Genomic DNA, 25,913 nt, shown 5'->3' with positions numbered 1-25,913 from the left:
TGTCTACCTTTGCAGTCCTTTAAAATAAGGAAAAAAGTATATTGTTTAATTAATTCAAAATCAAGCAAGTGAATACGTTAAGTTACAAAACTGTCTCAGCCAACAAAAACACCGTTAACAAAGAATGGATCGTTGTTGACGCTGAAGGTGAGATTTTGGGGCGCTTGTCATCTCAGATTGCCAAGGTAATCAGAGGTAAGCACAAGCCTACGTACACCCCACACGTAGACTGCGGAGATAACGTCATTGTTATTAATGCAGACAAGATTAAGTTGACAGGAAACAAATTAGGCGAAAAGCAATATGTTTCTTACACTGGTTACCCAGGTGGTCAGCGTTTCATTTCTCCCAAAGAATTATTGGCAAAGCACCCTACCCGTGTGATTGAGAAGGCGGTACGTGGCATGCTTCCTAAAAATCGTTTAGGTCGCGCTTTGTACAGAAATTTATTTGTGTATGCAGGTCCTGAGCACCCTCACGCGGCACAAAATCCTAAAACAGTTAAATTCTAAAGAGAGAAGAAATGTCAACAACAAACACTTCAGGAAGAAGAAAAACCGCTGTTGCCCGTATTTATTTATCTGCTGGTAGCGGCAACATTACCGTAAATGGTAAAGATTACAAAGAGTATTTCCCTACATTGCCATTGCAATATATTGTTACTCAAAGTACAGAAGTTGCCGGAGTTGCCGGTAATTTTGATGTAAAAGTTAACGTAGCTGGAGGAGGCGTAAAAGGACAGGCAGAGGCCGTGCGTTTAGCAATTGCTAAAGCATTGGTAGAGCTTAACCCAGAGGTGAAATCTGCATTACGTGCCAAAGGATTGATGACTCGCGATGACCGGATGGTTGAGCGTAAGAAACCGGGACGTCGTAAAGCACGTAGAAGATTTCAATTTAGTAAACGTTAATTTAAGGAGGATCAAACAATGGCAAGAACAACATATCAGGAATTACTGGATGCAGGTGTACACTTTGGTCACCTTACCCGTAAATGGGATCCGAAAATGGCTAAGTACATTTTCATGGAGCGCAATGGCATCCACATTATCGATTTGAACAAAACTTTAGCAAAGCTTGAAGAAGCCGCTTCAGCTATTAAGCAAATCGTAAAATCAGGACGTAAAGTATTATTTGTAGCTACAAAAAAGCAAGCTAAAGATATCGTTGCTGAACAAGCAAAAGCAGTAAACATGCCTTATGTTACTGAGCGTTGGTTGGGTGGTATGCTTACTAACTTTGCTACTGTTCGTAAGTCTATCAAAAAGATGTCTAACATCGATAAGATGACTAAAGATGGTACTTACGACGTATTATCAAAGAAGGAGAAGTTAATGATTCAACGTGAGCGTATTAAATTGGAAAACCTATTAGGTGGTATTGCCGATTTAAACCGCTTGCCTGCTGCGCTTTTCATTATTGATGTAAAGAAAGAGCACATTGCAGTTAGCGAAGCGCTAAAATTGAACATTCCTACCTTCGCAATGGTAGATACAAACTCCGATCCTACCAACATCGATTTCCCCATCCCGGCGAATGACGATGCTACGAAATCAATTACGTTGATTACAAACGTAATCAAGCAAGCGATTATAGAAGGATTGGAAGAACGTAAACGTGATAAAGAAGAGGAAGCAGAGAAAGAAGCTGCAGCAGCAAAGGCGAAAGTTGATAGTGGGGAAGAGCCGGCAGCTGAAGTTGCTCCTAAACGTGAACGTAAAGCAGAAGCTACGGAAGCAAAAGACGGAGAATAATTAAATCCAAGTATGGGTTAGGGGTCACCTCCGGTAAGCTTGCTGAAGTTATGCTTACCGTGCGGAACTCGTAACCCATAACTTATTTATAAAGCATATTAAAAAAGGAAAATAAAATGTCTACAGTACAAATTTCTGCATCAGACGTAAATAAATTGCGCCAACAAACAGGTGCTGGTATGATGGATTGCAAAAAAGCCTTAGTGGAAGCCAACGGCGATTTTGAGGCCGCAGTTGATTACTTACGTAAAAAGGGAGCTAAAGTGGCCGCTAGCCGCCAGGATCGCGACTCTAACGAAGGTGTTGTTATTGCAAAAACAACTGCTGATGGCAAACGTGGCGTAGTTGTTGAAGTAAACTGCGAAACAGACTTTGTTGCAAAAAATGCTGATTTCATTGCTTTTGCTGAAAGCGTTGCCGATGCCGCTATCGAAGCTGCTCCGGCTACTTTGGAGGATTTGAAAGCATTAAGTATCAATGGAGCAAAAATTGCCGATTTATTGATAGACCAAACAGGTAAAATCGGAGAAAAAATTGAGGTTTCTAAATATGAGGTGGTGACTGCAGATAAAGTCGTTCCTTATATTCATGGTAACTATCGTTTAGGTGTATTAGTAGGCTTAAGCGCAGACGTGGCAGGTGCAGAAGATGCAGGTAAAGATGTGGCTATGCAAATTGCTGCGATGAATCCCGTTGCTATTGATAAAGATGGCGTTGATGCTCGTACAATTGAACGTGAATTAGAAATTGCAAAAGAGCAAATCCGTGCTGAGGGAAAACCTGAAAATATGGTGGAAAAAATTGCTCAAGGTAAATTGAACAAATTCTACAAAGATTCAACTTTATTGAATCAAGAGTTTGTTAAAGATAACTCAAAAAGTGTTGCTCAATTCCTTGATAGTGTTTCCAAGGGATTAACAGTCACTGCATTTAAACGCGTGCAATTAGGCGCTTAGTTATTTTAGTTGTTGGTTGCTGGTTATTAGTTGTTAGTAACCCAATCGGCAATAATCATTCTTCAGAAAAGCCTTTCTTTAAATTCAGGAAGGCTTTTTCTGTTTCAATGGACCTAGTCACTTATTTAAGAAGTTAATTACGGATAACCAGCAACTAATAACAAATAACGATTACTACCCTGCCCAAGCTTCTCTGTCTAAGCTTCTATAATGGATTGCTTCAGCTAAATGATGCACTTCGATTTCCGGATTTCCATCAAGATCGGCGATGGTTCTGGCGACCTTCAAAATACGATCGTAAGCTCGAGCTGAAAGCCCCAATTTTTCCATCGCATTTTTTAACAGTGTTTGCCCGGCGGCATTGACTTTACAGAGCTCACGTACTTTCTTTGTATTCATTTGGGCATTATTATGCATTTTGTCTTCCCTCTTGAATCGCTGCTCTTGCATCTCCCTTGCTTGTATTACGCGACTCCTTATTGTTTTACTCGATTCTGCACGTTGTTTCGCTGTTAATTCCTGAAAGTTTACCGGTGTAACTTCTACATGTAGATCGATCCGATCAAGTAGGGGGCCCGACACTTTACTTAAGTAGCGTTGAACATGCATAGGTGAACATACGCAGTCTTTATCCGGATGGTTATAATACCCGCAAGGACAGGGATTCATGGAAGCGATTAGCATAAAACTAGCGGGATAATCTACGGTAAACTTAGCGCGGGAAATAGTGATTTGTCTTTCTTCAAGAGGTTGCCTTAACACCTCTAAAACAGAACGCTTAAACTCGGGGAGCTCGTCCAGAAACAACACACCGTTATGTGCTAATGAAATTTCGCCCGGTTGGGGGTTCCCTCCACCACCAACCAATGCCACATCGCTAACCGTATGATGTGGGGCACGAAAGGGCCTTATCGTCATGAGCGAGCTAGAAGCGGCTATCTTCCCGGCCACTGAATGTATTTTAGTCGTTTCCAACGACTCTGATAAACTTAACGGCGGCAGGATAGACGGTAATCTTTTGGCTAGCATCGTTTTACCGGCACCGGGCGGGCCAATCAGGATAACATTATGCCCGCCTGCTGCCGCAATTTCCAATGCGCGTTTGATATTCTCTTGCCCTTGTACATCAGCAAAATCGGTGTCGTAATTATTGGCGTTATTTAAAAACTCAGCTTTCGTATCAACGAATATTCGGTCAAAGGTCTTCTCTTCATTTGCAAAAGCAATCACTTCACTGATATTTTCCAGGCCATAGACCTCCAGATCTCCGACTACAGCTGCTTCTCGGGCATTGATCGCCGGTAACACGATACCTTTGAATCCCTCCTTTTGCGCTTGGATAGCAATCGATAAGGCTCCCTTAATGGCTTGTAGGCTACCGTCCAGTGATAATTCGCCCAGTAAAAGATATTTATCAAGCTTATGTGCATTAATTTGGCCAGAAGCTGCCAAGATACCTATAGCCATCGCTAAGTCATAGGCTGATCCCTCCTTCTTAATATCAGCGGGTGCCATATTGATAACGATTTTCTGCCTCGGCATTCGGAGACCGGCGCTGTGTAGAGCGCTCTCTACTCGAAATGTACTTTCTTTTATAGCACTATCGGGCAGTCCGACGATGAAGTATTGTGTCCCCGAGGATATATTGACCTCAATAGTAATTGTTGTGGCCTTAATTCCATAAACTGCGCTGCTAAAAGTTTTTACCAACATATTTTTAGGTTTAGTACAGTTAAGAAGCCCCAAGATAATAAAAAAGGCGGTATCACGAAAGAGATACCGCCCATTTAAGCCATTTTATACTGCCTGACCTATTTTCCAAAAGGCGTACGGGGCATTCCTCGCATCATTTTAGCAGCTAAGGAAGGATTTGAGAATTGCTTCATCATTTTCCGCATATCACTGAATTGCTTCATTAATTTATTAACGTCATTGATATCGGTACCCGAACCCTTTGCGATTCGCAAACGTCTTTTCTGATCGATTGCGTCCGGATTCTCCCGTTCATATGGCGTCATCGATCCAATAATAGCCTCGATCGGCTTAAAGGCATCATCGTCAATATCAATATCTTTAATAGCCTTCCCAACACCCGGTATCATTCCCATCAAATCCTTCATATTTCCCATCTTTTTGATTTGCTGGATCTGACTAATAAAGTCGTTAAAATCAAACTTATTCTTACGGATCTTTTTCTGTAAAGCGGCCGCCTCTTTTTCGTCAAACTGTTGCTGTGCACGTTCAACCAACGATACTACGTCACCCATCCCAAGGATACGGGACGCCATACGGTCAGGATGGAACACGTCCAAAGCATCCATCTTTTCACCGGTACCGATAAACTTAATCGGCTTGTTTACAACCGATTTGATCGAAAGCGCCGCACCACCCCTTGTGTCACCATCTAATTTAGTCAACACAACACCGGTAAAATCCAAGCGGTCATTAAAAACTTTTGCTGTATTAACGGCATCTTGACCGGTCATGGAGTCGACAACAAACAAAATCTCATGCGGATTCGTGGCTTCTTTAACAGCTGAAATTTCGTTCATGAGTGCCTCGTCAATGGCTAAGCGACCCGCGGTATCAACAATAACTACGTTCTGCCCATTACGTTTAGCCGCAGCAACTCCCTCTTCGGCGATGGCGATAGGATCTTTAGACTCCCGATTCGTGTATACAGGTACATCCACTTGTTGGGCTAATACCTCAAGCTGATCGATTGCCGCAGGACGGTAAACATCACCCGCAACCAACAAAGGTTTTTTACCTCTTTTCTCCTTTAGGTATTTCGCCAACTTCCCGGTAAAAGTTGTTTTACCCGCACCATTTAACCCCGCAATTAATATAACCGTTGGATTTTTACCAAGCTCCAGATCTGTCGCAGTGCCACCCATAAGTTGGGTAAGCTCATCATTCATGATCTTGGTTAACAACTGACCCGGAGAAATGCTCGTGAGGACATTTTCACCTAAAGCCTTTTGCTTCACTTCATCGGTAAAAGCTTTAGCTGTTTTATAGTTAACGTCAGCATCCAGCAAGGCTTTTCTTATTTCCTTTACGGTCTCCGCTACGTTAATCTCGGTAATATTTCCCTGCCCCTTTAGAACTTTAAAGGCTCTGTCTAACTTATCCTGTAAACTATCAAACATAGATTAAGTAAAAATTCAAAAGTAAAAAATAAAATTCTATCTCAGATCAATTGGTCCACCCTGTGTAAGGTGGATAAAAAGACTTCTAAGTGCCTGTCACTTACTTAACATAGTGACGGGGCACAAAGATACAGAATTATTTTGCCTTCTCTATAATTTGACTATTAAGACGGATGTACTCGTCGCTTTTAGCCTTCTCGGCAACCTGCTTACCCAATTCTGCAGTCGCCTTAGCACCGGCTTTATCTCCTTTTTTCAGTTGTATTTGTGCCTTCCAATAGTACGGATAAGGCAAGGCCGGATTCGCTTTTACCGCTTCGTCCGCCCAAGTAAGCGCTTTATCCAAATCCTTATTGTTATTTAAATAGTATTGTGCAGCTGCTAAATAGGGTTTTTTATCGCCCTTCATCGCCTCATCAATGGAAGCCATAATTTCGGCATCTTGATTTACCTGTATAGGAAAGGTAACTTTTGTGTTCTCCCATGCGATAGCTAACGTCGCTTCGGTGGCTGTAACTTCCGGAAAACTAATAGTAAAAGTTTCAACTTTACTTTTTGTTTGCTCCGGCTTCACATTAAAACGCAACACATCGTCCGCCTGCTTATATTCATAAGCACCCCATTGTTTGCTATCCTTATTCAAGATGATGGTCCACTCGTTTTTATTAGGGATCGTAAACAAGCCATAGGTGCCGGCAGGTATCGTTTTTCCGTTAATTATTACATCCCCGCTAAATGTAAGCGTGGTAGCACCGTTTGCACCTGTACGCCAAACAGCACCATAAGGTTCTAAGCCACCAAAAATCTTACGCCCCTTTACATTTGGCCTTGCATAGCTGATGGTAATCTGACTGATACCTAAGTCTTGTGTAATGGTTTGTTTGCTACTTGCCGCAGGCATTTTTAATCCTTGAGAAAAAGCGTTGTCTATAGTCAGTGTAGACAAGGCCAGCATAAGCATGACAATATTCAAAAAATTTCGTTTCATAAAATGTGTAGGATAAAAAGTATGGTTACCAATAATGCTATTTTGTCCCGAAGATAAGTATTTCTGCCTACTTCCTGCCATGAAAATTTATCAGTAATGCATCATTTAGCATTGGTAAATAATGGCCAAAAAAGATCGAGCAATAAATTCATTTAAAAACTATTCAATATAGCTTTCGCCTCGTTGACGAAAGTAGAGGCCGGTGTTTCAGATAGCGCATCCGTTTCAAACGCTTTGATTTTCATTTCCAACTTTTGAAGCTCTTCGTTTCGCCCCTCCTTTTTCAACTGTGCCCGTATTATCTTTGCCTTTTCGTAATCTTGTATTCCTTCCACCAGTCTTTCAAACCGAATGGAACTCCTAACTCCCGGATAAACCAGCCAGGCATCGCCCGCCAACCATGTACCATAACGTGTATCTTGCAAAGGACGGGGCCCCCAGCAGTTAAAGGCCCAGCGCAAGTAGCCGTCAAAATCCTTGTTGAGCGCATACCATGCCAGCCAGGTGGATTCAGCATAAGAGGATGATGTAAACGTATTAGGGAAAGGTTCGGTACAACAAGTATAAAACGTGGTTGTAAAACCGCTGCGCCGCCGTTTATTAATTAAATCGGGACTTAATTCATGTCGTAAAGCAACACAGTAGTCCAGCAACTGATCGTACAACTCCGGATGGTCGGCTCCCGCAAGTGAGATATTAAAGTTTGGATCTGCTTCTTTGATGACTGCAATTGCTTCTAACATATCCTTCATCGCGCGCTCATCCATTGCAATGGTTGTCTTATCAAACCAGCCCTTGGACTTGAGATGCTTTGCAAAATCTACGAGCATATCTTTCCAATGATTTTTATACGCTGTCTCTCCAGGCTTGGCTTCCAACACTTGCTTCTTTCCGCTCGCTTCATCAAAGTAATAGAATTTCAGGTTCCAGGGAATCATACTATAACAATTTATAAATTTCTTGATTCCCAAACTCATCATAAACTCGACCCATTTATCAAAAATGCTATAATCGTATTCCCACTGCCCATTTTTCTTTTTCGTCCATTTAATCATACTCTCATATATATCGTATGTTTGTCCGTTCCATGGATCATAGATAATACTTGCTGTAATAGATTTTTGCCCTGCCTGCGCCAACATTTCCATATACGGTCTCATCGCATCGAAATGTGCTTTCGTCCAGGGCTTCACGCCATAAACCCGGGCAACGGAATACGGATTTTGCCATAAATCTAAATGGTATGACCAATCTTTGGCTTCGGGAAGAATCCGATTCAATACGTTGATTTCAAAGGGTAATATTTTCGTTTCTTGCGCAGACTTGATGATCAGCTGTCCTCGATAACTGCCAGATTTGGCCTCTTGTGGAACTTGTATACTAAGCCATATAGGCCGCGTCGTATTTTCCGCTAGCGGAAGGACCGTACTCGTATCTATTAAATCGGCTACAAGGGAGGTATCTAAACCCTTGGGGATACCGCATCCCGACTTAAGATCTCCCAAATGATCCGTTAGTACATAGCGAACATATCCTATCTTTATTTTATCAGGGGCAATGCGGCTCCCCTGATCATCTTTTAATTCAGAAACCGTTAGGGAGATTTGCTCTATGGGCGTTTTTGACCATACCAAAGCTTGTGCATGCACCTTTTCGCCTCGCCAAGCCCTTTCCTTCCATTGGTCTTTCAATTGGCTTTTTTTGGGTGGCGCTGTATGTTTAAAAGCATCGTCTACAGAAACAAAACTTGCGTTTAATCCGTTTTCAACCTGAAGCCAGTCACTAGCCGGAGTAGGATAGGGATCCTTAAGTTCCTGAATAATAGCTCGATTTACTTCTTGTGCTTGCGCATAAGCTATACTTAGTATAGCAATAAACAGGCAAATTTTCTTCATAATTTAGTTTAATGAAAAGCCTTCAATGAGGGTATCATTGAAGGCTTGGTATGTATGTATTCGTTATTTTTTACCCAGCTTATGGCCGGCAATCGCGTAATACCAAATTACCAGATAGCAAGGAACCATAATCCAATAGGCTTGTTGGGGATTCCATGCATCGGCTAAGGCACCATAGCCAAGTGGAATTAAGGCCCCACCGCATATCCCCATCACCAATACAGAAGAAGCCGCCTTGGTAAAACGTCCTAAACCGGCCAAGGCCAACGGCCAAATTGCGGGCCAAACCAGGGAGTTGGCCAAGCCCAGTAAAGCCACACAAGCTACTGATACATATCCGCTGGTAAAAATAGCGCCGAGTGATAGGAATAATCCCAACAAAGAGCATAATTTCATTGCGGTTTCTTGCTTAAGATACTTCGGTATACATACGATACCTATAATGTATCCGATGACCATACTGATCATGGTTCCCAACGTAAAATATTTAGCTGTTTCCAAGGCGATTCCTTGAGATGAACCATAGCTAATGATCGTGTCGCCTGCCATTACTTCTACCCCTACATAAAGAAATAAAGTAAAAACACCCAAGATCAAATGAGGAAAATCAAATAAACTATTTTTACCTTCATTCGTAGTTGCAACCGTTTCGTCCTCCGCATCTGTATCTATTTCTGGAAGACCGGAACGATAAATTAAAAGGGCAAGCAGCGCAAGGACCGCTATTATAGCGATATAAGGAAAAATTACGCGTGAGGCCAACTCATTAAGTTCAGCTATCTTCTGCGCTTCCGGCATCGTTTCTATTCTAGCGGTCAGCTTATCTGCATCTTTGAGCATAACCGTACCTAAAATAACCGGAGCCAACCCCCCGGCTAACTTATTACATATCCCCATAATACTAATCCTTTTTGCCGCACTTTCAGCAGGACCAAGGATAGTTATATAAGGATTTGACGCTGTTTGTAAGATGGCAAGACCACTCCCCTGAACAAATAAGCCCAATAAAAACAGGGCATACGTCCTTGTCATGGCAGCGGGAATAAAAATAAGTGCACCGATTGCTACGATTATCAATCCCACTGACATACCGTTCTTAAACCCAAAAATTTTCAATGTTTTGGTGGATAAAGGAGCCATTACAAAATATGCTATATAAAAAGCAAAGGCTACGAGGTAGGATTGAAAATGATTGAGTTCGCAAGCAATTTTGAGATATGGAATAAGAACGGAGTTAAGCCAGGTAACAAATCCAAAGATGAAGAATAATGCTCCGATAATAACAATCGGGTTTACACCGCTTTTCGTGACATTAGCGCTGGGATGTTGGTTCATGTGAAAGTGAGTTTAAGTATCTTGTTTCAATATATAGATTGAATATGAAAAAATTTAACATTGTATTTACAAGGCTAATAAAATAATTCCATATTTTAAACAAAAACATTCATGCAAACGGTTGCTTAAGTTGGAAGTTTCGATGAAATTAGTGGCAAAAAAAGAAACGCCTCAATTTCACATCGGGGCGTTTCCAAAAACCTAAACCTTATCACAAAACCATTACCTGGCCTTATTGATATGATAAAAACACTTTAGGTGTTAAATAGTTTTAAAATTAGCTTTAAAAGTTGTCGAATATATAGCAAAATCACCAACAGGCATTACACCATAGTATCCAAATACCTTTCTTTGATAATATTTTTATGGTGATTGAGATGTCCGGCAACGATATAGAGAAAAGCCCGAACGCTGATTAAACGATCAGAGGCCAAACCCCTTCGATTCAGTTCGGTTTCGTTAAAGGTATTGAACAAGGCCATGTTCGATTTCCGTAATAAAACAAACTCCTCCGCTAAGGAAGCCAAACTTCGTTCATTAAAGCGAGCATTTAAAACAAAGTCTTCTTGCTCAAAGCCGGGGAGCGCTTTGGTGTCGTTCCGAGCAAAACGAAGCGCTCGATAGGCCATGATCCGCTCCGTATCCAATACATGCCCAACCACTTCCTTTATGGTCCACTTCCCTTCGGCATAGGCATATTCGGACCGCCCCGCAGGAATGGCCTCTAAAAATGCAGGAAAACTAGTAATTTGCTCATTTAGTACGTGCATGACGTCGCCAAAAACGGTATCAATGTAAGTAGCATAAAAGGCCGGGAATTCATCAGATTTTAGCTGGCTCATAGGTTAAACTGCTTTTTAATACGATTCTAAAGGTAGTTCCTTTTCCTACTTCCGAATCCTTAACAAAAATTTGTCCTTTATGGTAATTTTCAATTATTCGCTTAGTTAAGGAGAGACCAAGGCCCCATCCCCGCTTTCGAGTTGTATATCCCGGTTGAAAGACTGCATCGAATTTATTTCTTGGGATACCTTTTCCTGTGTCGCTAATATCAATAAATATCTGCTCTTTAGCAATATTTTCACTGATAATTATATTAATTTCACCTGCCGATTCGATGGCATTGGCTGCATTCTTTAAGATATTTTCGATCACCCAGTCAAATAAAGGAACGCTCAATTGCGCCTCGACAGTTTTATCGCCTGATACGGAAAATTTGATTTTATCACTCGTGCGAACTTTAAAATAACGCACAAAATTACTGACTACCGGGTAGACAGCATGATTCTCAAGCACCGGTTTAGAGCCGATTTTAGAAAATCGGTCTGCTACAATTTCCAGACGTTTCACATCATTTTCCATCTCTATCAGCAAGGATCTTCTTCCGCATCAAATTTCGCCTTCATCAACTCGAGCCATGCCATAAGTGACGAAATCGGTGTTCCCAGTTGGTGTGCGGTTTCTTTGGCCAACCCCACCCATACTTGATTCTGCTCCGATTTTCGCATGCTGTTAAATACCGTATAAGCGATACCGAGAAATATAGCAATGAGCGTTAATTGAACATAGGGAAATACACGCAATTGGGTGAGCAACAGGGAGTCTTTATAGTAAACATACCATTTTTCTCCACCGGACAATTCAATTTCTATCGGTGGGTGCCTTTCTTTCATAATGGCCAGTTGATAATCGAAATATTCAGGATCATACTTCGGGAGGTTTGTTCCTTGATTTTCTCCGGTCACGTTGTACAAGGTCTTTGTTGAGTCGAGACCGCGGTAGTAGATAATGCTGTCTTTTGAATCGGTAATGATCGCCGGTACCTTTAAGCTATCCCGAACGCTATAGATATAGGTTATGTACTCATCGTTCACATCCGGCATGGCGTACATATTTCGCGTACTAATTGCCCAAACAGATGCCTTCGTGCGTTCTGCTTCCGAAAGGTTTTGGACCAGAAAATTTGTATACCAAAGGGATGCCGTTGCAATAATTGCAGCGAATATGAGTAATAAAAATTTCCACCGTTGACTATGCTGATATGGATTCATTTAATTCGTTATTAGTTCTTTGTTATTGGTTGTCCGCCCTCGGTTTAAGTGATTTAATACAAGGTTAACCCTATAAACCTAAAATCAATAAACAACAACGACCAACTAATAACTAGAAAGGTGCAAAGTACAAATTTTATGCAAAATGATTAAAAAATGGATATGACACTGTGAAGATTGCATATCCAAAGCCTTTTATCTAAGTTTGCGCTTATGTCTATAGAGAATAAAGTTAGGGTACGGTTTGCACCCAGTCCGACGGGTGGCCTACATCTTGGCGGTGTACGCACTGTTTTGTTTAACTATCTTTTTGCTAAAAGCCAGGGCGGTGAGTTTGTATTAAGAATCGAGGATACCGATCAAACGCGATATGTACCTGGCGCTGAAGAATATATTCTGTCTTGCTTAGCTTGGTGCGGCTTGACACCCGATGAAAGTCCTGTACATGGCGGGCCCTATGCTCCCTATAGGCAAAGTGAACGGAAAGATCGATACCGCACCTTTGCAGAACAATTGGTAGCAAGCGGTCATGCTTATTATGCGTTCGATACACCGGAGGAGCTGGATGCCCAACGCCAACTTATTCCGAATTTTAAATATAGCCATGAGAATCGACTGCAGTTACGTAACTCACTCAGTTTGGATGCAAAGGAAGTAGAAGAACTTTTGGCCACCGGCACGCCGCATGTCATTCGTATAAAGATGCCTGTAGGAGAAACGATCGGCTTCCATGATATGATTAGAGGGGCGGTCAATTTTGATACTTCTTTAGTAGACGACAAAGTACTCTTGAAAGCAGATGGCATGCCTACTTATCACTTAGCTGTGGTAGTAGACGACTATCAAATGAAAATCACACATGCTTTCAGAGGCGAAGAATGGTTACCTTCAGCCCCGGTTCATTTATTACTATGGGAATATCTTGGCTGGAAGCAACAAATGCCGCAATGGGCTCATTTTCCATTAATTTTAAAACCGGATGGAAATGGAAAGCTTAGCAAGCGCGACGGAGATCGGTTGGGATTCCCCGTTTATGCCATGAATTGGACCGATCCAAAAACGGGCGATCTCACCAAAGGCTTTCGCGAGCTTGGTTTTCTTCCGGAAGCTTTTATTAATATGCTGGCGTTACTCGGTTGGAATGATGGCACCGATCAGGAGATTTTTACGCTTGACGAACTCATCGACAAGTTTTCAATTGAGCGAATCAGTAAAGCAGGAGCGAAGTTTGATTTCGAGAAAGCGAAATGGTTCAATCATGAATGGATCAAGCGTAGCGGAAATGAAAAGCTTCTTCCGATGGTTAAAGCTGTCTTGGAGACACACGGCATAAGGGATGTGGCAGATGATTATCTGATAGAGGTATTAGCATTAGTAAAAGACCGCCTCACTTTTATTGAGGATTTTTGGGAACAAGCTTCTTTCTTCTTTATACCACCTACCACCTACGATATAGAAGCTATACAAAAAAAATGGAGTGATGAAAAGACAAACTTTTTTAACACCATTATTCCTGCACTCACTACCTTTGAACCATGGAAAACAGAAGCGCTGGAACAATATTATAAAGATGCGATCCTATCCAGTGGGTTAAAATTGGGAGAGCTAATGCTCCCACTACGCATTATGCTGGTTGGCGGTAAATTCGGACCTCATGTATTCGATATAGCAAAATTGCTCGGCCGAGATGAGACGATCGAACGGATGAAAAAGGGATTCGCCGCTATTTTAGGATAAATGAAAGGGCTTGTTACAAAATCTACCGGCAGTTGGTATACCGTTTCAGCGGGAGGAACAAGCTATGAATGTCGCATAAAGGGCAAATTCCGCACAAAGGACATTAAAACGACCAACCCGATCGCTGTAGGTGATTGGGTTGAAATTGAACCTGAACCCGAGCAAGAAACTGCTGTTATTATCCAATTATACGACCGAAAGAATTATATGATTCGTAAATCGGTCAATTTATCGAAACAGGCGCAAATTATTGCAGCCAATTTAGACCAAGCTTACTTAGTAGTTACTTTAGCTTCACCGCCAACTTCGCTGGGTTTTATTGATCGATTTTTAGTGACAGCGGAAGCCTATGATATCCCAGCCGGTATATTGTTTAATAAGCTTGACCTTTTTAGCGAAGAAGGTTTGGAAATACTAGCCGACTATCGATCAATTTATGAACATCTCGGTTATCCTTGCTTTGAAATTTCGGCTTTAAAAGGCATTAATATAGATGCTATAGAGGCGTCTTTGACGCATAAAGTAACGCTGATTTCGGGACATAGCGGCGTTGGAAAGTCAACACTCATTAATCGACTCATACCGGAAGCTTCTCTCCGTACCGGAAAAATATCCGATTGGTCAGATAAGGGAAAACATACAACAACCTTTGCCGAAATGCTGCCTTTAATACAAGGCGGTTATATCATTGACACTCCCGGTATTCAGGAATTTGGCGTAATCGATATCGAGCAACAAGAGCTCAGTCATTTTTTTCCTGAAATGCGTGCACTGATGAACCAGTGTAGATTTAATAATTGCAGGCATATCAACGAACCCGGCTGCGCCGTATTAGGAGCACTGGAAGAAGGAGAAATCGAAACAAGCCGCTACGAGAGTTACCTAAGTATATACCATGGGAATGATAGCAGAGCCTAATAGCCGATAAAGAATAGCTATTTGGATCTAGCGCTTATAAAGTCGCTCAAATAGCTGCATTCACCCAGTGCTTGATTATAAAACACAGTCCCTTTATAGTATTTTTCTAACTCAACAAAATATTTATTTTTCATGCTAAATAACCACAAGGGATCAGGTTCGCCATAATTATGGCTCGAATAGTAATCATTCACTGAACGATAACCATATTTCTTTTGCTCGCATTTAGCCAGCATAAAGGTACATGTTGCTTTAAAATTTACATCCTTACTTAAGGATCGTGCCTTTTCATACCAAATGATCGCTTGTTTTGCATGCTTATAGTCGTCATCATAGTAATTCGTACCTGATACATAAGCATCCAAATGGCTCCAGCTATAGCTGATAAGATACCAAGAATTACCAAAGATTCCCGTTTGATAAACACCATTAGCCATCGCAAAGTAGTATTTAGCTGCATTTTTCGGATTTGATTTTATTTTCCGTTGCCACATAGCCATCTGCTCAGCAAATTCCTTCTTATTTAATCCCCTGTCTGCATAGGCCTTCGGGTAATCGTTAATCGTGGTTAAAAATGGGTCAGCGTGTAATGCAGCGTCCTCACTCGAGCCATACCAATCAGATGCCACCCAGAATTTATAGTTTGGACTTAGCTTGTCGAAAGCAGCGACTGCCTTATCGTATTCATGTGTTCGGAGATAACCGGTTCCCAAAAGCTCATAATAATCATCATTTGGAAGAGCAGGCAGTACTTTCACTAAATACTCCGTCAACCCATCTTTCGGGGTATTTTCTTTTAATGTCTTTATACGCAACAATGATGTAGGCGTTAATTGTTGCCGCCAAAAATTAATCGTTTCACTAGAGCTGTATTTAAAAAGCGAATCACGCGTATGGCTATGATTCCATTCTAAATCGCCTTTTACCATCAAAATAGCGGCCATAGCCGTATCCTGCAGTGCTAGATATTTTGGAGCTAATAAACTTTGATAAAAATGCCTCGTTGTTCGACTAAAGCGTAAATCTTTTTGCCCATAAAAGCTATCAACCTTATCCTTCCGCTCAACTATGCATTTCTCATCCAGCCATTTTAAAGCCGGTACCAGCGCATTTGGGTTAAAATTATCTCCCTTTTTTATATTACTGGCTTGTACCAATAATTCTGTAATGCGGTATTGATCCTGTAACTTGGGTGATAGATGTTCCGGATTTAATTGTTGTAAAAGATCAAAAGCTCTCTTATTTTCTCCTTGCATCCAACTGATGTACGCTGCCGCAATCGTCGCGAAGGCTGGTTCTCGGTATTTTTTGTCACTTGCTAAGTGAAGCGAGAAGCGAAATAAACTATCGGCATAACTTTTAGCTTTCAGCTGCAACGAATCGCTTCCGTAATAATAATTCCGATATCCATAAACATCATTGCTGAGGGGTGACTCATTTAGGTACCCTTCCAGCTTATTCATTTCCCTTATTAATAACACCCCGTTTAAAACACTGGTGGGAGCCAGCTTATATACCGTATCAAGCGTATGGAGATTCAAACTCGGATTGTTAAAACCCTCTATGCTCCAAATTACTGCCTGTTCTTCTTTTGATTTTGCCAAGGCAAGAACCGATGGCGTGCTCACGTCAATGTAGTGATAATTCTTATAAGCCTGGATTCTTCTTTCCGGATTACTTTCAAAAACCTTCGAAAAAAGAAAAGCCGCTTGTTCTTTGTCGCCCAACCACCTTAGGGCTCCGGCTTTTAAGGCCAAGGCCCACCCCCGTACCGCGCTCCGATAAGACAGCGGTTCGATATAGTCTTCATAGACCGCCAAACATTTTTCATAGCGTGCTGAATAATGGTACATTCTTGCCGCTTGGTAAGCATATCGTAAACGTAAAAATTCGTCGCGCTTAACCTTCTTCAATCGCTTTATGGCCTTTTCAGCCAACGAATCCATCGATGTTGTATCTCGAGGTGCCGGATCCCACATATCATATGCATAGGCAGAAGCCTCCTCACAGTCTTTGGCAAATAAATAATAATCGAATGCGCTCTTATGCTTCGCAATAGCTTGTAAAAAAGTATTATCTTTCAACGTATCTGGCAGGGTTATGCTTTTTTTCGTCCTCCAAGCACTGATCAACGAGTCTGTCTTGTTATCTGCTCGATACATTACGGAAAATACATCCGTTGCCTTTACATCTCCGCCCAAATATTGAGCCCACTCATCACAATTTATCTGGCTCTCCTTTTGCGGCTCATCCTCACTGTACAAAAAACTTAAATCGGTAAAAGAAAATGCGGCATAGGTATCTCCCTGTATGTCATTGTGAAAATAGGAAACGTAATAATCATAAGGATCGGGTTCCGGACCGCAAGCAATATTGATTGCAATTTCGCCATAAAACAGAAGTATAAAAAAACTAAAAGCGATCGATAATTTCTTGTAGTTGTTCATCCGAAAAGCGATTTAATAGGTCGGCATCTAGGTGGTAAAAAAGCACCTTCAGATCCTTTCGAGGCAAATATCGAGATAAAAAATCAGAAGCAGCAAATAAATCCTGCACACTCACTTCTTCTTTTCTAATCACATCGTTTACCCGCAATCCAGCTTTTGGAAGATTTCGCTTTAAGTGGTACAAGGGTGTGCCCTCTTGCCGATAAAACAGGCTCGTATCAGCCAAAGACCAACTGTCGAGATGCTTAGAGATACCCACATATTGTTTATCTCTAAAAACCACCGACCAGCTGAACAAAGGTAAAGCAACGTCGATCGGCAAAGGGTAACTTCCCAGGAAATCTTTTAAATAGGTGGTCATCTCTTTCATGTCCAGAATGGAGTTTTGCATACCATATTTACGCAAGTTTCCCATATTATAGCACATTAGCAGTACTTTATCCACCGGTGGTATACCGCTCGCGTGTCTATTTTTTATTTGGTGTAAGCGTAGCGTTGCACTCAAGGTAACAGCCTTATCTACCAGCAGGGCTTTCATTTTTCTTAACAGCAAAAAATAGGTTTCACGTGTCGTTTGCGTCCAATCACAGTCAATTTGCAGTTCTGTAAATTTATCTTTACCGCTTTGTTTTACTTTCGCCTCGGTAAATGCTAAAATTCGATTGGCGAGTATGGTTAATGTCTGTTCCGATTGTTGTCGTAAGACATTGTTCACGATGTAAACAACAGGCACAATATCGATGGAGTCAGGTAGGTTGTTTCTGAAAGTAATCGGCGAAACAGGAACAGCCTTTCCGGTTTCGTCCAAATCGACGTCCATTATCCGTACAAACAGCTGATTAACGCCTAACTTACGAAGGGCCGTGTGCTCTTGTTCCCGCTGTTGGTATTGTGTTTTCCAGAAGTAAAATGCAGGCTGTGCTCTTCTCTCATACCGGCAAGAAGTGAGCAGCAGCAAACAAAAGATCCGATATTTCCACATAACGCATTGAAGGAGCTATTCGTTTATAAGTTTTTCCTCAAAAAGCTTTAAAATACGTTTGTATTCGTCGGTCCAGCTGCTAGGTTCTACAAAACCATGATCTTCCACGGGATATACAGCCAGTTCCCAATTATTCTTTCCAAGTTCAATCAAGCGCTGGCTAAGGCGTACAATATCCTGAAAATGAACATTAACATCCACCATACCATGACACATCAATAAATGTCCCCTCAAGCCCTCGGCGAAATTAATAGGAGAAGATTGTTGGTAGGCTTTGGGGTCATTAATCGGTTCATTTAAAATATTGGAAGTATAGCCGTGGTTATAATGCGCCCAATCGGTTACCGAACGTAAGGCTCCACCTGCTGTAAACACCTCCGGTTGCGTAAAGAGCGCCATCAAGGTAATAAAACCGCCGTAGGAGCCGCCATATATACCGATGTTTTTAGGATTAACTTGATATTTTTCCACTAGCAGCTTAGCCCCATCTACTTGGTCGGATAAATCTTTTCCTCCCATGTGTCGGTATATTCCGGTGCGATGGTTTCGTCCATAACCGGCACTTGCTGTGTAGTCGATGTCAAGGACGGTATAGCCAAGATCTGTTAACAGATTATGAAACATATATTCTCTAAAATAAGAACTCCACCAGTAGTGAACATTCTGCAAGTAGCCGGCACCATGAACAAAAATGACTGCCGGACTATTTTTCTTAGGCGTTTCCGGTCGGTACAAGCGAGCGTAAACACTATCTTGATGACGGTTGGTGAAACTAATGACTTCAGGCGAGCGCCAAGGGTAGGCTTTAAACTCGGCGCTTCGCGATTCGGTGATCTGCTTCGCTTTTGCACCCGGCCTGTTTTCTTGCAGATAAAGCTCCCAGGGCCTGTTACTACTTGAATAGCGTATCGCTAGCCATTTTTCGTCAGGCGAAAGGCTCACTTCGTTACCTCCCTTCATAGAGGTTATTTGCTGCAACGTTCCTCCACTAACCGGCATGCTGTAAAAATGTGTTATTCCGGGATGCTCTTTATTAGCTGTCAAATAAAACGTTTTTTTATCCTTTGAAAGAACGAGGTCTTGCACTTCAAATCGCCCTTTTGTTAATTGCTTTTTCACACGGGAGTCTACTGACATGCTGTAAAGATGCGAATATCCCGTTTGCTCGCTTTGAAAATAAATCTGATGGTCGTCAATCCATCCGACATTTTCTCCTCCCCAGCTTCCACCAATGCCAGGACCTGCAATCCATGCATCATCATGCTGTCTATCGATCATTTGTAAGGCTCCCGTGGACAGATCTAAAAGCGTTAACCAACGATCTTTATGATCCTGTGCATAAACCGTGATAAGAGCCTTGTTTCCGACAGGATTCCAATAAATGCCGGCTATATTAACCGCCCGATCTTTATCTAACTTAATTAGTGAATCTTTCTTCTCAGGATAATCGTTATAGAATGCAGGTATATCTTTTATCCCTTCTAAATTAGCGGTTGTAATACGCACAACCGTATCCTCCTTCACCTTATAAAGGTAGGCAGCTGTAGCACCCTGTTCTTCTCCAACCTTGTTTCTAGTCTGTATGTCTTCCGTATAACCGGATTCAGTTACATAGTTTGGTACGATCGTATTCCGATTATCTTTCGCAGGACTATATTTTATATAGGCAATATATTGCAAATTAGGGCTAGCAGCAATTGTTCTAACAATTTCATTTTCTGCTATAGGCAGCTCTCTCAGCAGTTTTATCCTTTGCAGTTCTTCTAACGAATCAGCTCGGTGTTTTTTCTGTTTACGATCGTTGAGCACGTCGAATAAAGTCAATTGATTTTCTTTAAGCCATTGATTTTGATCGGAGAGTTTAGGGGCGTCACCCTTCTTTTTGCTTCCCTTAACAAAATTGGTAAGCTGTTTTAATTCGCCATTTATCAAGGAGAGGCTGTATAAATTATTTTCACGTTTAAAGAAAACAACGTCTTCACGCACATTAAATTGAGGCTTAGACTCTTCCTCGATCGTCGCCGTCAATTGTTTTTCGCTGCGTGTTTTTAAATCATATATAAAAATATCACCACCCTTTACATATACCGCTCGATTTCCACTTCGATTGTATTGCGTTTGTTGTGTAAAACTTCGCGTCACATCCTCCTCTTGTCTTTTAGGCTCTTGATCACGCACCGTTATACTGTATAAGGGTGAATAATCCAGATTTTCCGGATTCCATCTAAAATAGATGTGCCCATCAAATTCTCCCCACCTAATATTTTCGGGCGACACGCCCATCCACTTAGGGTCGCGCATTATTTTTTCAACTGTTAAGTTAGTCTTTTGTTGTGCCCATACGGGATTGAAATAGGTTAAGATGATAAAAAGTAATATTCTCTTCATACGATGTAAACTTTGGTCTAAAAATACAAGCAATTTGTGATGGAAATGCGCTATTTGCGCAACAATTTAGTGGGTTAGTAAAGTTGTCGAATCGTCGAGTGGTTAACGGCAGCTACGAACAAAAAAACCACGGTGCGATCCGTGGTTTTTTCACTAATAATTTCAATTTCCTTAAACGGTCATAATATCTTTTTCTTTGGCTTCGGCTAATTTGTCAACTTTCGCGATAAAGTTATCGGTTAATTTTTGAACTTCACCTTCTCCCACCTTTATTTCATCTTCCGAGACACCATCATTTTTAAGCTTTTTAATTCCGTCATTAGCGTCCTTTCTGATGTTGCGAATAGCGACCTTTCCTTTTTCTGCCTCCTCCTTTACTTTTCTAACCAATTCCCTACGGCGCTCTTCGGTCAAAGGAGGAACCGCTAAACGGATAATATTACCGTCATTTTGTGGGTTTAATCCGATATTGGAATCAATAATAGCCCTTTCAATTGCACTTAATAAATTCTTTTCCCATGGTTGAATAACCAAGCTACGAGGGTCGGGCGTATTAATGTTTCCCACTTGAGATAATGGAGTAGGTGTTCCGTAGTAATCTACATTGATCCCGTCCAACATGGAAGGCATTGCTTTACCTGCGCGAATTTTTGTCAATTCTGATTCGGTATGCGAAATAGCTTTCTGCATGGAATCATTAGCGTCTTCTAACTGTAACTTTATTAGGTCATTCATATGAATACAATATTTTCTAAGGCTATAAGAAATAATTAAATGCTTATAACGATGAATATTTCATGCTATTGCAAAGATTTGCCCAAAAATAAGATTTTTTATTCAATGGCAAAACACCACAGAAAAGGGGCTGAAGTACCTGATCCATTTTAAAATAACTTTTTTTACCTTTGAAAGGTATCACGACCTCATTTCAATACACTAATCCTTCCCTTTCAGATTTTTTCAATTTTTGAATCTACGTCAAGTCCACGTGAAGTCCACCTTTATTCCACGTCAGATCCACCTATTCTTCTGTATACATTCGCTACCTATTTATGTTTTCCTGCTTTTCTATAGAGCGGATATAGTGCGAATATAGCGGCAACAACTACCTTACTGCATGTTAAGTGCCCTCTTGCAAGCCAAGCAGGCAGCAGTCAATACATACGGCCGGTTAAATACGGCTGCCTCATAAGGTTTTACTTGTTTTGTTCCACGAGAAACAATCGGATAAGTTGTTAGCAATAAGCTTGAAGCTTTGAGATGAGCCTGTGCTACCGCCACCGTTATTAATCATTCGGCGCTTCAGCCTACTGGTAGGCAGGCCTAATTCATCATTAAAAGTTACTTAAAACGTCCAACTAATAATACGCATTCGTATGCGAATTGCTAAAATCTAAAAAATATTAAAATTCTCTTGATAAATTAAAAATAAACCATTTACTTTACTGCCAATTACAAAAATGAAAGCAATTATATCTATTACAACATCCACAACGATTACCACCGGGATAGCAAAACACCGAGGGAAGTAATCTTTATGTTGTAATAACAGCGATAAAACATAAAAGGCGCTTCTCTCGATGAGAAAGCGCCTTTCTTATTTAATGACTTTAAGGATAAATAGAAAAAATGAAGATACTTAAGTTTGGAGGTACCTCAGTCGGATCGGCCGAAAGCATTAATGCATTATTGGACATCCTAAAACAAGGGTATGAACAGGGCGAAAAGCCAATTGTTGTCTTATCGGCCATGAGCGGAATTACAAACCTCCTTACCAAAATGGCTGAAGAAGCAGAACAAGGAATCAGCTTCGGCCCTGCTTTAAAGGAATTGGAATCGAGACACTTCACAGTTGTTAAGCAACTCATTCAAATTAAGAATCAGAATCCTGTTTTTACGCAACTTAAAATTTACTTAAATGAACTTGAGGATCTTTTACAAGGTGTATTAAATCTGCGGGAGCTGAGTTCACAAAGCAAGGATCTCATTGTGAGTTACGGTGAGCGTTGTTCCGCATTTTTGGTCTCTAAGATTGCGGCTCAGTACTTCCCGGAGAGTTTATTCGTCGAAGCCAGCTCCCTTATAAAAACCGATAGCAATTTTGGTAACGCACGGGTAGATTTACAACAAAGCGAATTACTCATCCGTCAGTTCGTGCAAGAAAATCCAGGCAAATTTTTATTTGTAACCGGCTTTATCGCTTCTAATGTCAATGGTCGGATTACTACCCTGGGAAGAGGAGGTAGTGACTATACAGCTGCTATTTTCGGTGCCGCATTACAGGCGGAAGCTATCGAAATATGGACCGATGTGGATGGTATGTTAACGGCAGATCCACGCATGGTAAAAAAAGCGTTTCCTTTACCGATTTTATCGTATACCGAGGCAATGGAGCTATCTTATTTTGGAGCGAAGGTGATCTACCCACCAACCATGATCCCCGCCTTCATGAAAAAGGTGCCTATTGTGATCCGCAATACATTTAATCCAAGCTTTCCAGGTACTATTATCCAATATGATAGCGGCAGAACATCTTATCCTATTAAAGGTATCTCCTCGATTAATGCCATTAGCGTTATCAATGTAAGCGGCAGTGGCATGATCGGCAAGGCCGGCTTTAGCGGTCGCTTATTCTCCTTGCTAGCGCATGAACAAATAAACATTGTGCTGATCACCCAGTCATCGTCCGAACATAGCATCACGTTTGCTGTTCATCCCGCAGATGCCTTAAGAGCCAAACATCTTATTGAAACTGAATTTGAACTGGAGCTGCTTGCAAAAAAATTAGAGCCCCCCGTCATAGAAAATGAATTATCGGTACTTGCTATCGTGGGTGAAAACATGAAACAAACCCCCGGCATGTCAGGCAGGTTATTCCATGCTTTGGGACGCAATGGTATTAATGTACGGGCTATTGCGCAAGGCTCATCGGAATACAACATTTCGGTTATTATTAGCCAAGCAGATCTGTCCAAAGCGCTGAATGCGGTACATGATGCTTTCTTTACAGCATTAAAGAAAACCTTACATGTTTTTAATCTTGGAACCGGCAATATCGGATCTACTTTGTTTAGGCAATTATTAGAACAGGAAGCTTTTCTGCGCGACAACAATGATATCCAGGTAAAGGTTGTCGGCATGAGTAATTCCCGCAAAATGTTATTTGATGTGGAAGGCATCTCATTGACCTCCTGGCAGACGGAATTGGACAGCAAAGGAGAAACTGCTTGCTTGGAGACCTTTATTAGCAGAATGCAACAATTAAATCTACCTAATTGTATATTTGTGGACAATACCGCAAGCGAGGAACCTACCAAGCACTATCTTAAAATCTTTGAATCGAATATATCGGTAGTGACCTGCAACAAAATTGCTAATTCCTCGAGCTACGCACAGTATAAACAATTACGCGATACGGCCAGAAGGCACGGCGTCGACTTTTTCTATGAGACGAATGTGGGCGCAGGTCTTCCGATTGTCCGCACGCTGAAAGACCTGATGACCAGTGGTGATCGTATTATCCGTATTGAGGCTATACTTTCGGGTACTATCTCTTATATTTTTAATAATTTCATTGGCGATGCTTCATTTCACGATGTAGTGAAGAAAGCCCAGGCCTTAGGCTATACGGAACCCGATCCTAGGGATGATTTACGAGGTACTGATTTTATGCGTAAGATGCTCATTTTGGCACGGGATAGCGGTTTAGCCATCGAAGCCAAGGACGTCGATCTAGGAGCGATTCTACCCAAAACCTGTTTAGATGCAGCGAGTGTTGAGGACTTTTACTTAGAACTGCAAAAGGAAGCGGCTTACTTCGATACGCTTAAAGAAAAAGCTCAACGGGAGAACCGAGCGATTCGTTATATCGGAAAATTGGAGGATGGAAAGGTATCCATTGCCTTGGAGCTGGTGGATGAAAAGCATCCCTTCTTCAACCTCTCGGGTAGCGATAACGTCATTTCATTCACTACTGAACGTTATAAAGAACGACCGTTAGTAGTAAAAGGACCGGGTGCCGGTAGTGAAGTCACGGCGGGCGGTGTATTTGCTGATTTGATGAACGCGGGAGCATAAATTACATGTGATAATTAGCTAATGTGAAAATGAGCCTATGAAAGGTTATAGCCAAATTACACTCAATGTACGTAATGCGAAATCGACCACTGAGACAAGATTTGCGTCTAACGACGGTAGGTCTTTTTACTTCCTGCCTGCGGTAGGCAGGTTTACTTTTGAATTTTTACTTATCTAATAAATGGAATTAACAACAGAAAAAGAACCCGCTGGTAAGGCCCGAAAAGAAAAAGACCGCGTGCATGTGTTTGCACCGGCTACCGTGGCTAACCTGGTATGCGGCTTTGATATCTTGGGACTAGCCCTGGACGAACCGGGAGATGAGGTGATTATGGAACGCTCGGACCGGCCTGGCGTTAAACTGTTAAAGATTACGGGCGATGACGGCCGATTACCGCTCGATCCGGCAAAGAATACGGTTAGCGCTTGTGTTCAGATGTTACTAAAGCATTTAAACCGTGAAGATGTGGGAGTGGAAATAGAGTTGCATAAACACATGCCTATCGGAAGTGGATTAGGATCCAGTGCTGCGAGTACGGTAGCTGGTTTATTCGCTATTAATCAGCTGCTTGGACAACCTTTAACGAAACAAGAATTGCTTCCTTTTGCGATGAAAGGCGAAGAATTGGCCTGTGGGCACGGGCACGCGGATAATGTAGCCCCTTCTTTATTTGGTGGTATTACCTTGATTAAAAGTTACGAGCCACTGGAAGTCGTGTCAATACCTGTTCCAAAAAGCTTATACTGCTCCGTAGTGTTTCCCCACGTAGATGTGCCAACGCGTGCTGCTCGGCAGATGATTCGTTCTAAAATCGAGCTGAAAGATGCGGTGGTTCAATGGGGCAATATTGCGGGCTTGGTAAGTGGTCTGTTTATGAGCGATTATGGCTTAATCGGTCGCAGTATGCAGGATGTCCTGATTGAACCTGTTCGTGCTATTCTGATTCCTGAATTTTATGAAATGCGACAAACTGCCATGGCAGCAGGAGCACTTGGGTTTGGCATCTCCGGCTCTGGACCCTCTGTCTTTGCCTTTGCCGATAACCATCCAACCGCATCGGACATCACCCGGCAAATTGTACAGCATCTGCAATCGAAAGGTATTGATAGCAACGGCTACGTTTCGGCAGTAAATCAACAGGGGCCGAGGGAGTTATAGTTTCGTTATTAGTTACTCGTTAATAGTTATTGGATTTAACTATACTACCAATAACTAACAACCAGATAATTAACA

18 protein-coding genes and 1 pseudogene are annotated in these 25,913 nt (G+C 41.6%); 8 read left to right on the top strand and 11 right to left on the bottom strand.

The window, feature by feature from the left end; translation table 11 throughout:
• The first annotated feature begins 68 nt into the window (after window positions 1-68).
• The 4 genes from rplM to tsf all read left to right on the top strand — a co-directional run bounded on the left by rplM (window position 69) and on the right by tsf (window position 2,709).
• The gene (gene rplM / locus QT327_RS25110) at window positions 69-512 is read left to right on the top strand and encodes a 50S ribosomal protein L13 (protein WP_013664737.1); all 444 of its coding nucleotides are present in this window, start codon (window positions 69-71) and stop codon (window positions 510-512) included.
• Window positions 513-523: 11 nt separating this feature from the next.
• Window positions 524-910 carry a 30S ribosomal protein S9 gene (gene rpsI, locus QT327_RS25105; protein ID WP_013664736.1) on the top strand — a complete coding sequence of 129 codons (387 nt, stop codon included), beginning with the start codon at window positions 524-526 and terminating at the stop codon, window positions 908-910.
• 18 nt (window positions 911-928) lie between these two features.
• On the top strand, window positions 929-1,753 hold the full coding sequence (gene rpsB / locus QT327_RS25100; RefSeq protein WP_013664735.1) for a 30S ribosomal protein S2: 825 nt from the start codon (window positions 929-931) through the stop codon (window positions 1,751-1,753).
• A gap of 116 nt (window positions 1,754-1,869) precedes the next feature.
• The gene (tsf, locus tag QT327_RS25095; protein WP_013664734.1) at window positions 1,870-2,709 is read left to right on the top strand and encodes a translation elongation factor Ts; all 840 of its coding nucleotides are present in this window, start codon (window positions 1,870-1,872) and stop codon (window positions 2,707-2,709) included.
• Window positions 2,710-2,883: 174 nt separating this feature from the next.
• Here the strand turns inward: tsf and QT327_RS25090 are convergent, their stop codons facing one another.
• The 7 genes and pseudogenes from QT327_RS25090 to QT327_RS25060 form a co-directional block, all read right to left on the bottom strand.
• Complete coding sequence (locus QT327_RS25090; RefSeq protein ID WP_130854550.1) at window positions 2,884-4,422, bottom strand: YifB family Mg chelatase-like AAA ATPase; 1,539 nt, start codon at window positions 4,420-4,422, stop codon at window positions 2,884-2,886.
• A gap of 98 nt (window positions 4,423-4,520) precedes the next feature.
• Window positions 4,521-5,861: a signal recognition particle protein gene (gene ffh, locus QT327_RS25085; protein WP_130854551.1), complete on the bottom strand. Its 1,341-nt coding sequence runs from the start codon at window positions 5,859-5,861 to the stop codon at window positions 4,521-4,523.
• A 136-nt stretch (window positions 5,862-5,997) separates the two neighbouring features.
• Window positions 5,998-6,849, bottom strand: coding sequence for a DUF2911 domain-containing protein (locus tag QT327_RS25080; RefSeq protein WP_198140322.1), 852 nt, complete (start codon window positions 6,847-6,849; stop codon window positions 5,998-6,000).
• Between the two features lie 152 nt (window positions 6,850-7,001).
• Window positions 7,002-8,744 carry a glycoside hydrolase domain-containing protein gene (locus QT327_RS25075; RefSeq protein WP_130854552.1) on the bottom strand — a complete coding sequence of 581 codons (1,743 nt, stop codon included), beginning with the start codon at window positions 8,742-8,744 and terminating at the stop codon, window positions 7,002-7,004.
• A gap of 63 nt (window positions 8,745-8,807) precedes the next feature.
• Window positions 8,808-10,079 (bottom strand): sugar MFS transporter, encoded by a 1,272-nt coding sequence (locus QT327_RS25070; protein WP_013664729.1) that lies wholly within the window; start codon window positions 10,077-10,079, stop codon window positions 8,808-8,810.
• A 323-nt stretch (window positions 10,080-10,402) separates the two neighbouring features.
• Complete coding sequence (locus QT327_RS25065) at window positions 10,403-10,921, bottom strand: DinB family protein (protein WP_013664728.1); 519 nt, start codon at window positions 10,919-10,921, stop codon at window positions 10,403-10,405.
• Window positions 10,902-12,130, bottom strand: a pseudogene (locus tag QT327_RS25060) (sensor histidine kinase). The gene QT327_RS25065 and the pseudogene QT327_RS25060 overlap by 20 nt, the downstream one beginning before the upstream one ends.
• A 213-nt stretch (window positions 12,131-12,343) precedes the next feature.
• Here QT327_RS25060 and gltX point away from each other — a divergent pair.
• Together gltX and rsgA are read left to right on the top strand one after the other, a co-directional pair.
• Window positions 12,344-13,867: a glutamate--tRNA ligase gene (gltX, locus tag QT327_RS25055; RefSeq protein WP_130854553.1), complete on the top strand. Its 1,524-nt coding sequence runs from the start codon at window positions 12,344-12,346 to the stop codon at window positions 13,865-13,867.
• Complete coding sequence (rsgA, locus tag QT327_RS25050; protein ID WP_130854554.1) at window positions 13,868-14,785, top strand: ribosome small subunit-dependent GTPase A; 918 nt, start codon at window positions 13,868-13,870, stop codon at window positions 14,783-14,785. It abuts the gene before it with no gap.
• Window positions 14,786-14,802: 17 nt separating this feature from the next.
• Here rsgA and QT327_RS25045 read toward each other — a convergent pair whose 3' ends face one another.
• The 4 genes from QT327_RS25045 to frr all read right to left on the bottom strand — a co-directional run bounded on the left by QT327_RS25045 (window position 14,803) and on the right by frr (window position 21,337).
• Window positions 14,803-17,232: a hypothetical protein gene (locus QT327_RS25045; RefSeq protein WP_130854555.1), complete on the bottom strand. Its 2,430-nt coding sequence runs from the start codon at window positions 17,230-17,232 to the stop codon at window positions 14,803-14,805.
• On the bottom strand, window positions 17,198-18,214 hold the full coding sequence (locus QT327_RS25040) for a hypothetical protein (protein ID WP_130854556.1): 1,017 nt from the start codon (window positions 18,212-18,214) through the stop codon (window positions 17,198-17,200). The genes QT327_RS25045 and QT327_RS25040 overlap by 35 nt, the downstream gene beginning before the upstream one ends.
• A gap of 15 nt (window positions 18,215-18,229) precedes the next feature.
• Window positions 18,230-20,602: a S9 family peptidase gene (locus QT327_RS25035; protein ID WP_130854557.1), complete on the bottom strand. Its 2,373-nt coding sequence runs from the start codon at window positions 20,600-20,602 to the stop codon at window positions 18,230-18,232.
• Window positions 20,603-20,773: 171 nt separating this feature from the next.
• Window positions 20,774-21,337: a ribosome recycling factor gene (gene frr, locus QT327_RS25030; protein ID WP_013664722.1), complete on the bottom strand. Its 564-nt coding sequence runs from the start codon at window positions 21,335-21,337 to the stop codon at window positions 20,774-20,776.
• Window positions 21,338-22,231: 894 nt separating this feature from the next.
• Here frr and thrA point away from each other — a divergent pair.
• Complete coding sequence (thrA, locus tag QT327_RS25025) at window positions 22,232-24,679, top strand: bifunctional aspartate kinase/homoserine dehydrogenase I (protein WP_130854558.1); 2,448 nt, start codon at window positions 22,232-22,234, stop codon at window positions 24,677-24,679.
• Window positions 24,680-24,860: 181 nt separating this feature from the next.
• The gene (locus QT327_RS25020) at window positions 24,861-25,838 is read left to right on the top strand and encodes a homoserine kinase (RefSeq protein ID WP_130854559.1); all 978 of its coding nucleotides are present in this window, start codon (window positions 24,861-24,863) and stop codon (window positions 25,836-25,838) included.
• The last annotated feature ends 75 nt before the right edge of the window (window positions 25,839-25,913 follow it).

The sequence above is a fragment of the Olivibacter sp. 47 genome, assembly GCF_030372825.1.
GTDB lineage: Bacteria > Bacteroidota > Bacteroidia > Sphingobacteriales > Sphingobacteriaceae > Olivibacter > Olivibacter oleidegradans.
This window is presented reverse-complemented; position numbering and strand designations above follow the sequence as displayed.

Excerpts from the sequence above, each read along its gene's own strand:
- QT327_RS25040 (WP_130854556.1), bottom strand. The coding sequence starts at position 18,214 with ATGTGGAAATATCGGATCTTTTGTTTGCTGCTGCTCACTTCTTGCCGG.
- QT327_RS25075 (WP_130854552.1), bottom strand. The coding sequence starts at position 8,744 with ATGAAGAAAATTTGCCTGTTTATTGCTATACTAAGTATAGCTTATGCG.
- QT327_RS25070 (WP_013664729.1), bottom strand. The coding sequence starts at position 10,079 with ATGAACCAACATCCCAGCGCTAATGTCACGAAAAGCGGTGTAAACCCG.
- rpsI (WP_013664736.1), top strand. The coding sequence starts at position 524 with ATGTCAACAACAAACACTTCAGGAAGAAGAAAAACCGCTGTTGCCCGT.
- ffh (WP_130854551.1), bottom strand. The coding sequence starts at position 5,861 with ATGTTTGATAGTTTACAGGATAAGTTAGACAGAGCCTTTAAAGTTCTA.
- rpsB (WP_013664735.1), top strand. The coding sequence starts at position 929 with ATGGCAAGAACAACATATCAGGAATTACTGGATGCAGGTGTACACTTT.
- QT327_RS25080 (WP_198140322.1), bottom strand. The coding sequence starts at position 6,849 with ATGAAACGAAATTTTTTGAATATTGTCATGCTTATGCTGGCCTTGTCT.
- QT327_RS25035 (WP_130854557.1), bottom strand. The coding sequence starts at position 20,602 with ATGAAGAGAATATTACTTTTTATCATCTTAACCTATTTCAATCCCGTA.
- QT327_RS25065 (WP_013664728.1), bottom strand. The coding sequence starts at position 10,921 with ATGAGCCAGCTAAAATCTGATGAATTCCCGGCCTTTTATGCTACTTAC.
- QT327_RS25020 (WP_130854559.1), top strand. The coding sequence starts at position 24,861 with ATGGAATTAACAACAGAAAAAGAACCCGCTGGTAAGGCCCGAAAAGAA.
- gltX (WP_130854553.1), top strand. The coding sequence starts at position 12,344 with ATGTCTATAGAGAATAAAGTTAGGGTACGGTTTGCACCCAGTCCGACG.
- tsf (WP_013664734.1), top strand. The coding sequence starts at position 1,870 with ATGTCTACAGTACAAATTTCTGCATCAGACGTAAATAAATTGCGCCAA.
- thrA (WP_130854558.1), top strand. The coding sequence starts at position 22,232 with ATGAAGATACTTAAGTTTGGAGGTACCTCAGTCGGATCGGCCGAAAGC.
- QT327_RS25090 (WP_130854550.1), bottom strand. The coding sequence starts at position 4,422 with ATGTTGGTAAAAACTTTTAGCAGCGCAGTTTATGGAATTAAGGCCACA.
- QT327_RS25045 (WP_130854555.1), bottom strand. The coding sequence starts at position 17,232 with ATGAACAACTACAAGAAATTATCGATCGCTTTTAGTTTTTTTATACTT.
- frr (WP_013664722.1), bottom strand. The coding sequence starts at position 21,337 with ATGAATGACCTAATAAAGTTACAGTTAGAAGACGCTAATGATTCCATG.
- rsgA (WP_130854554.1), top strand. The coding sequence starts at position 13,868 with ATGAAAGGGCTTGTTACAAAATCTACCGGCAGTTGGTATACCGTTTCA.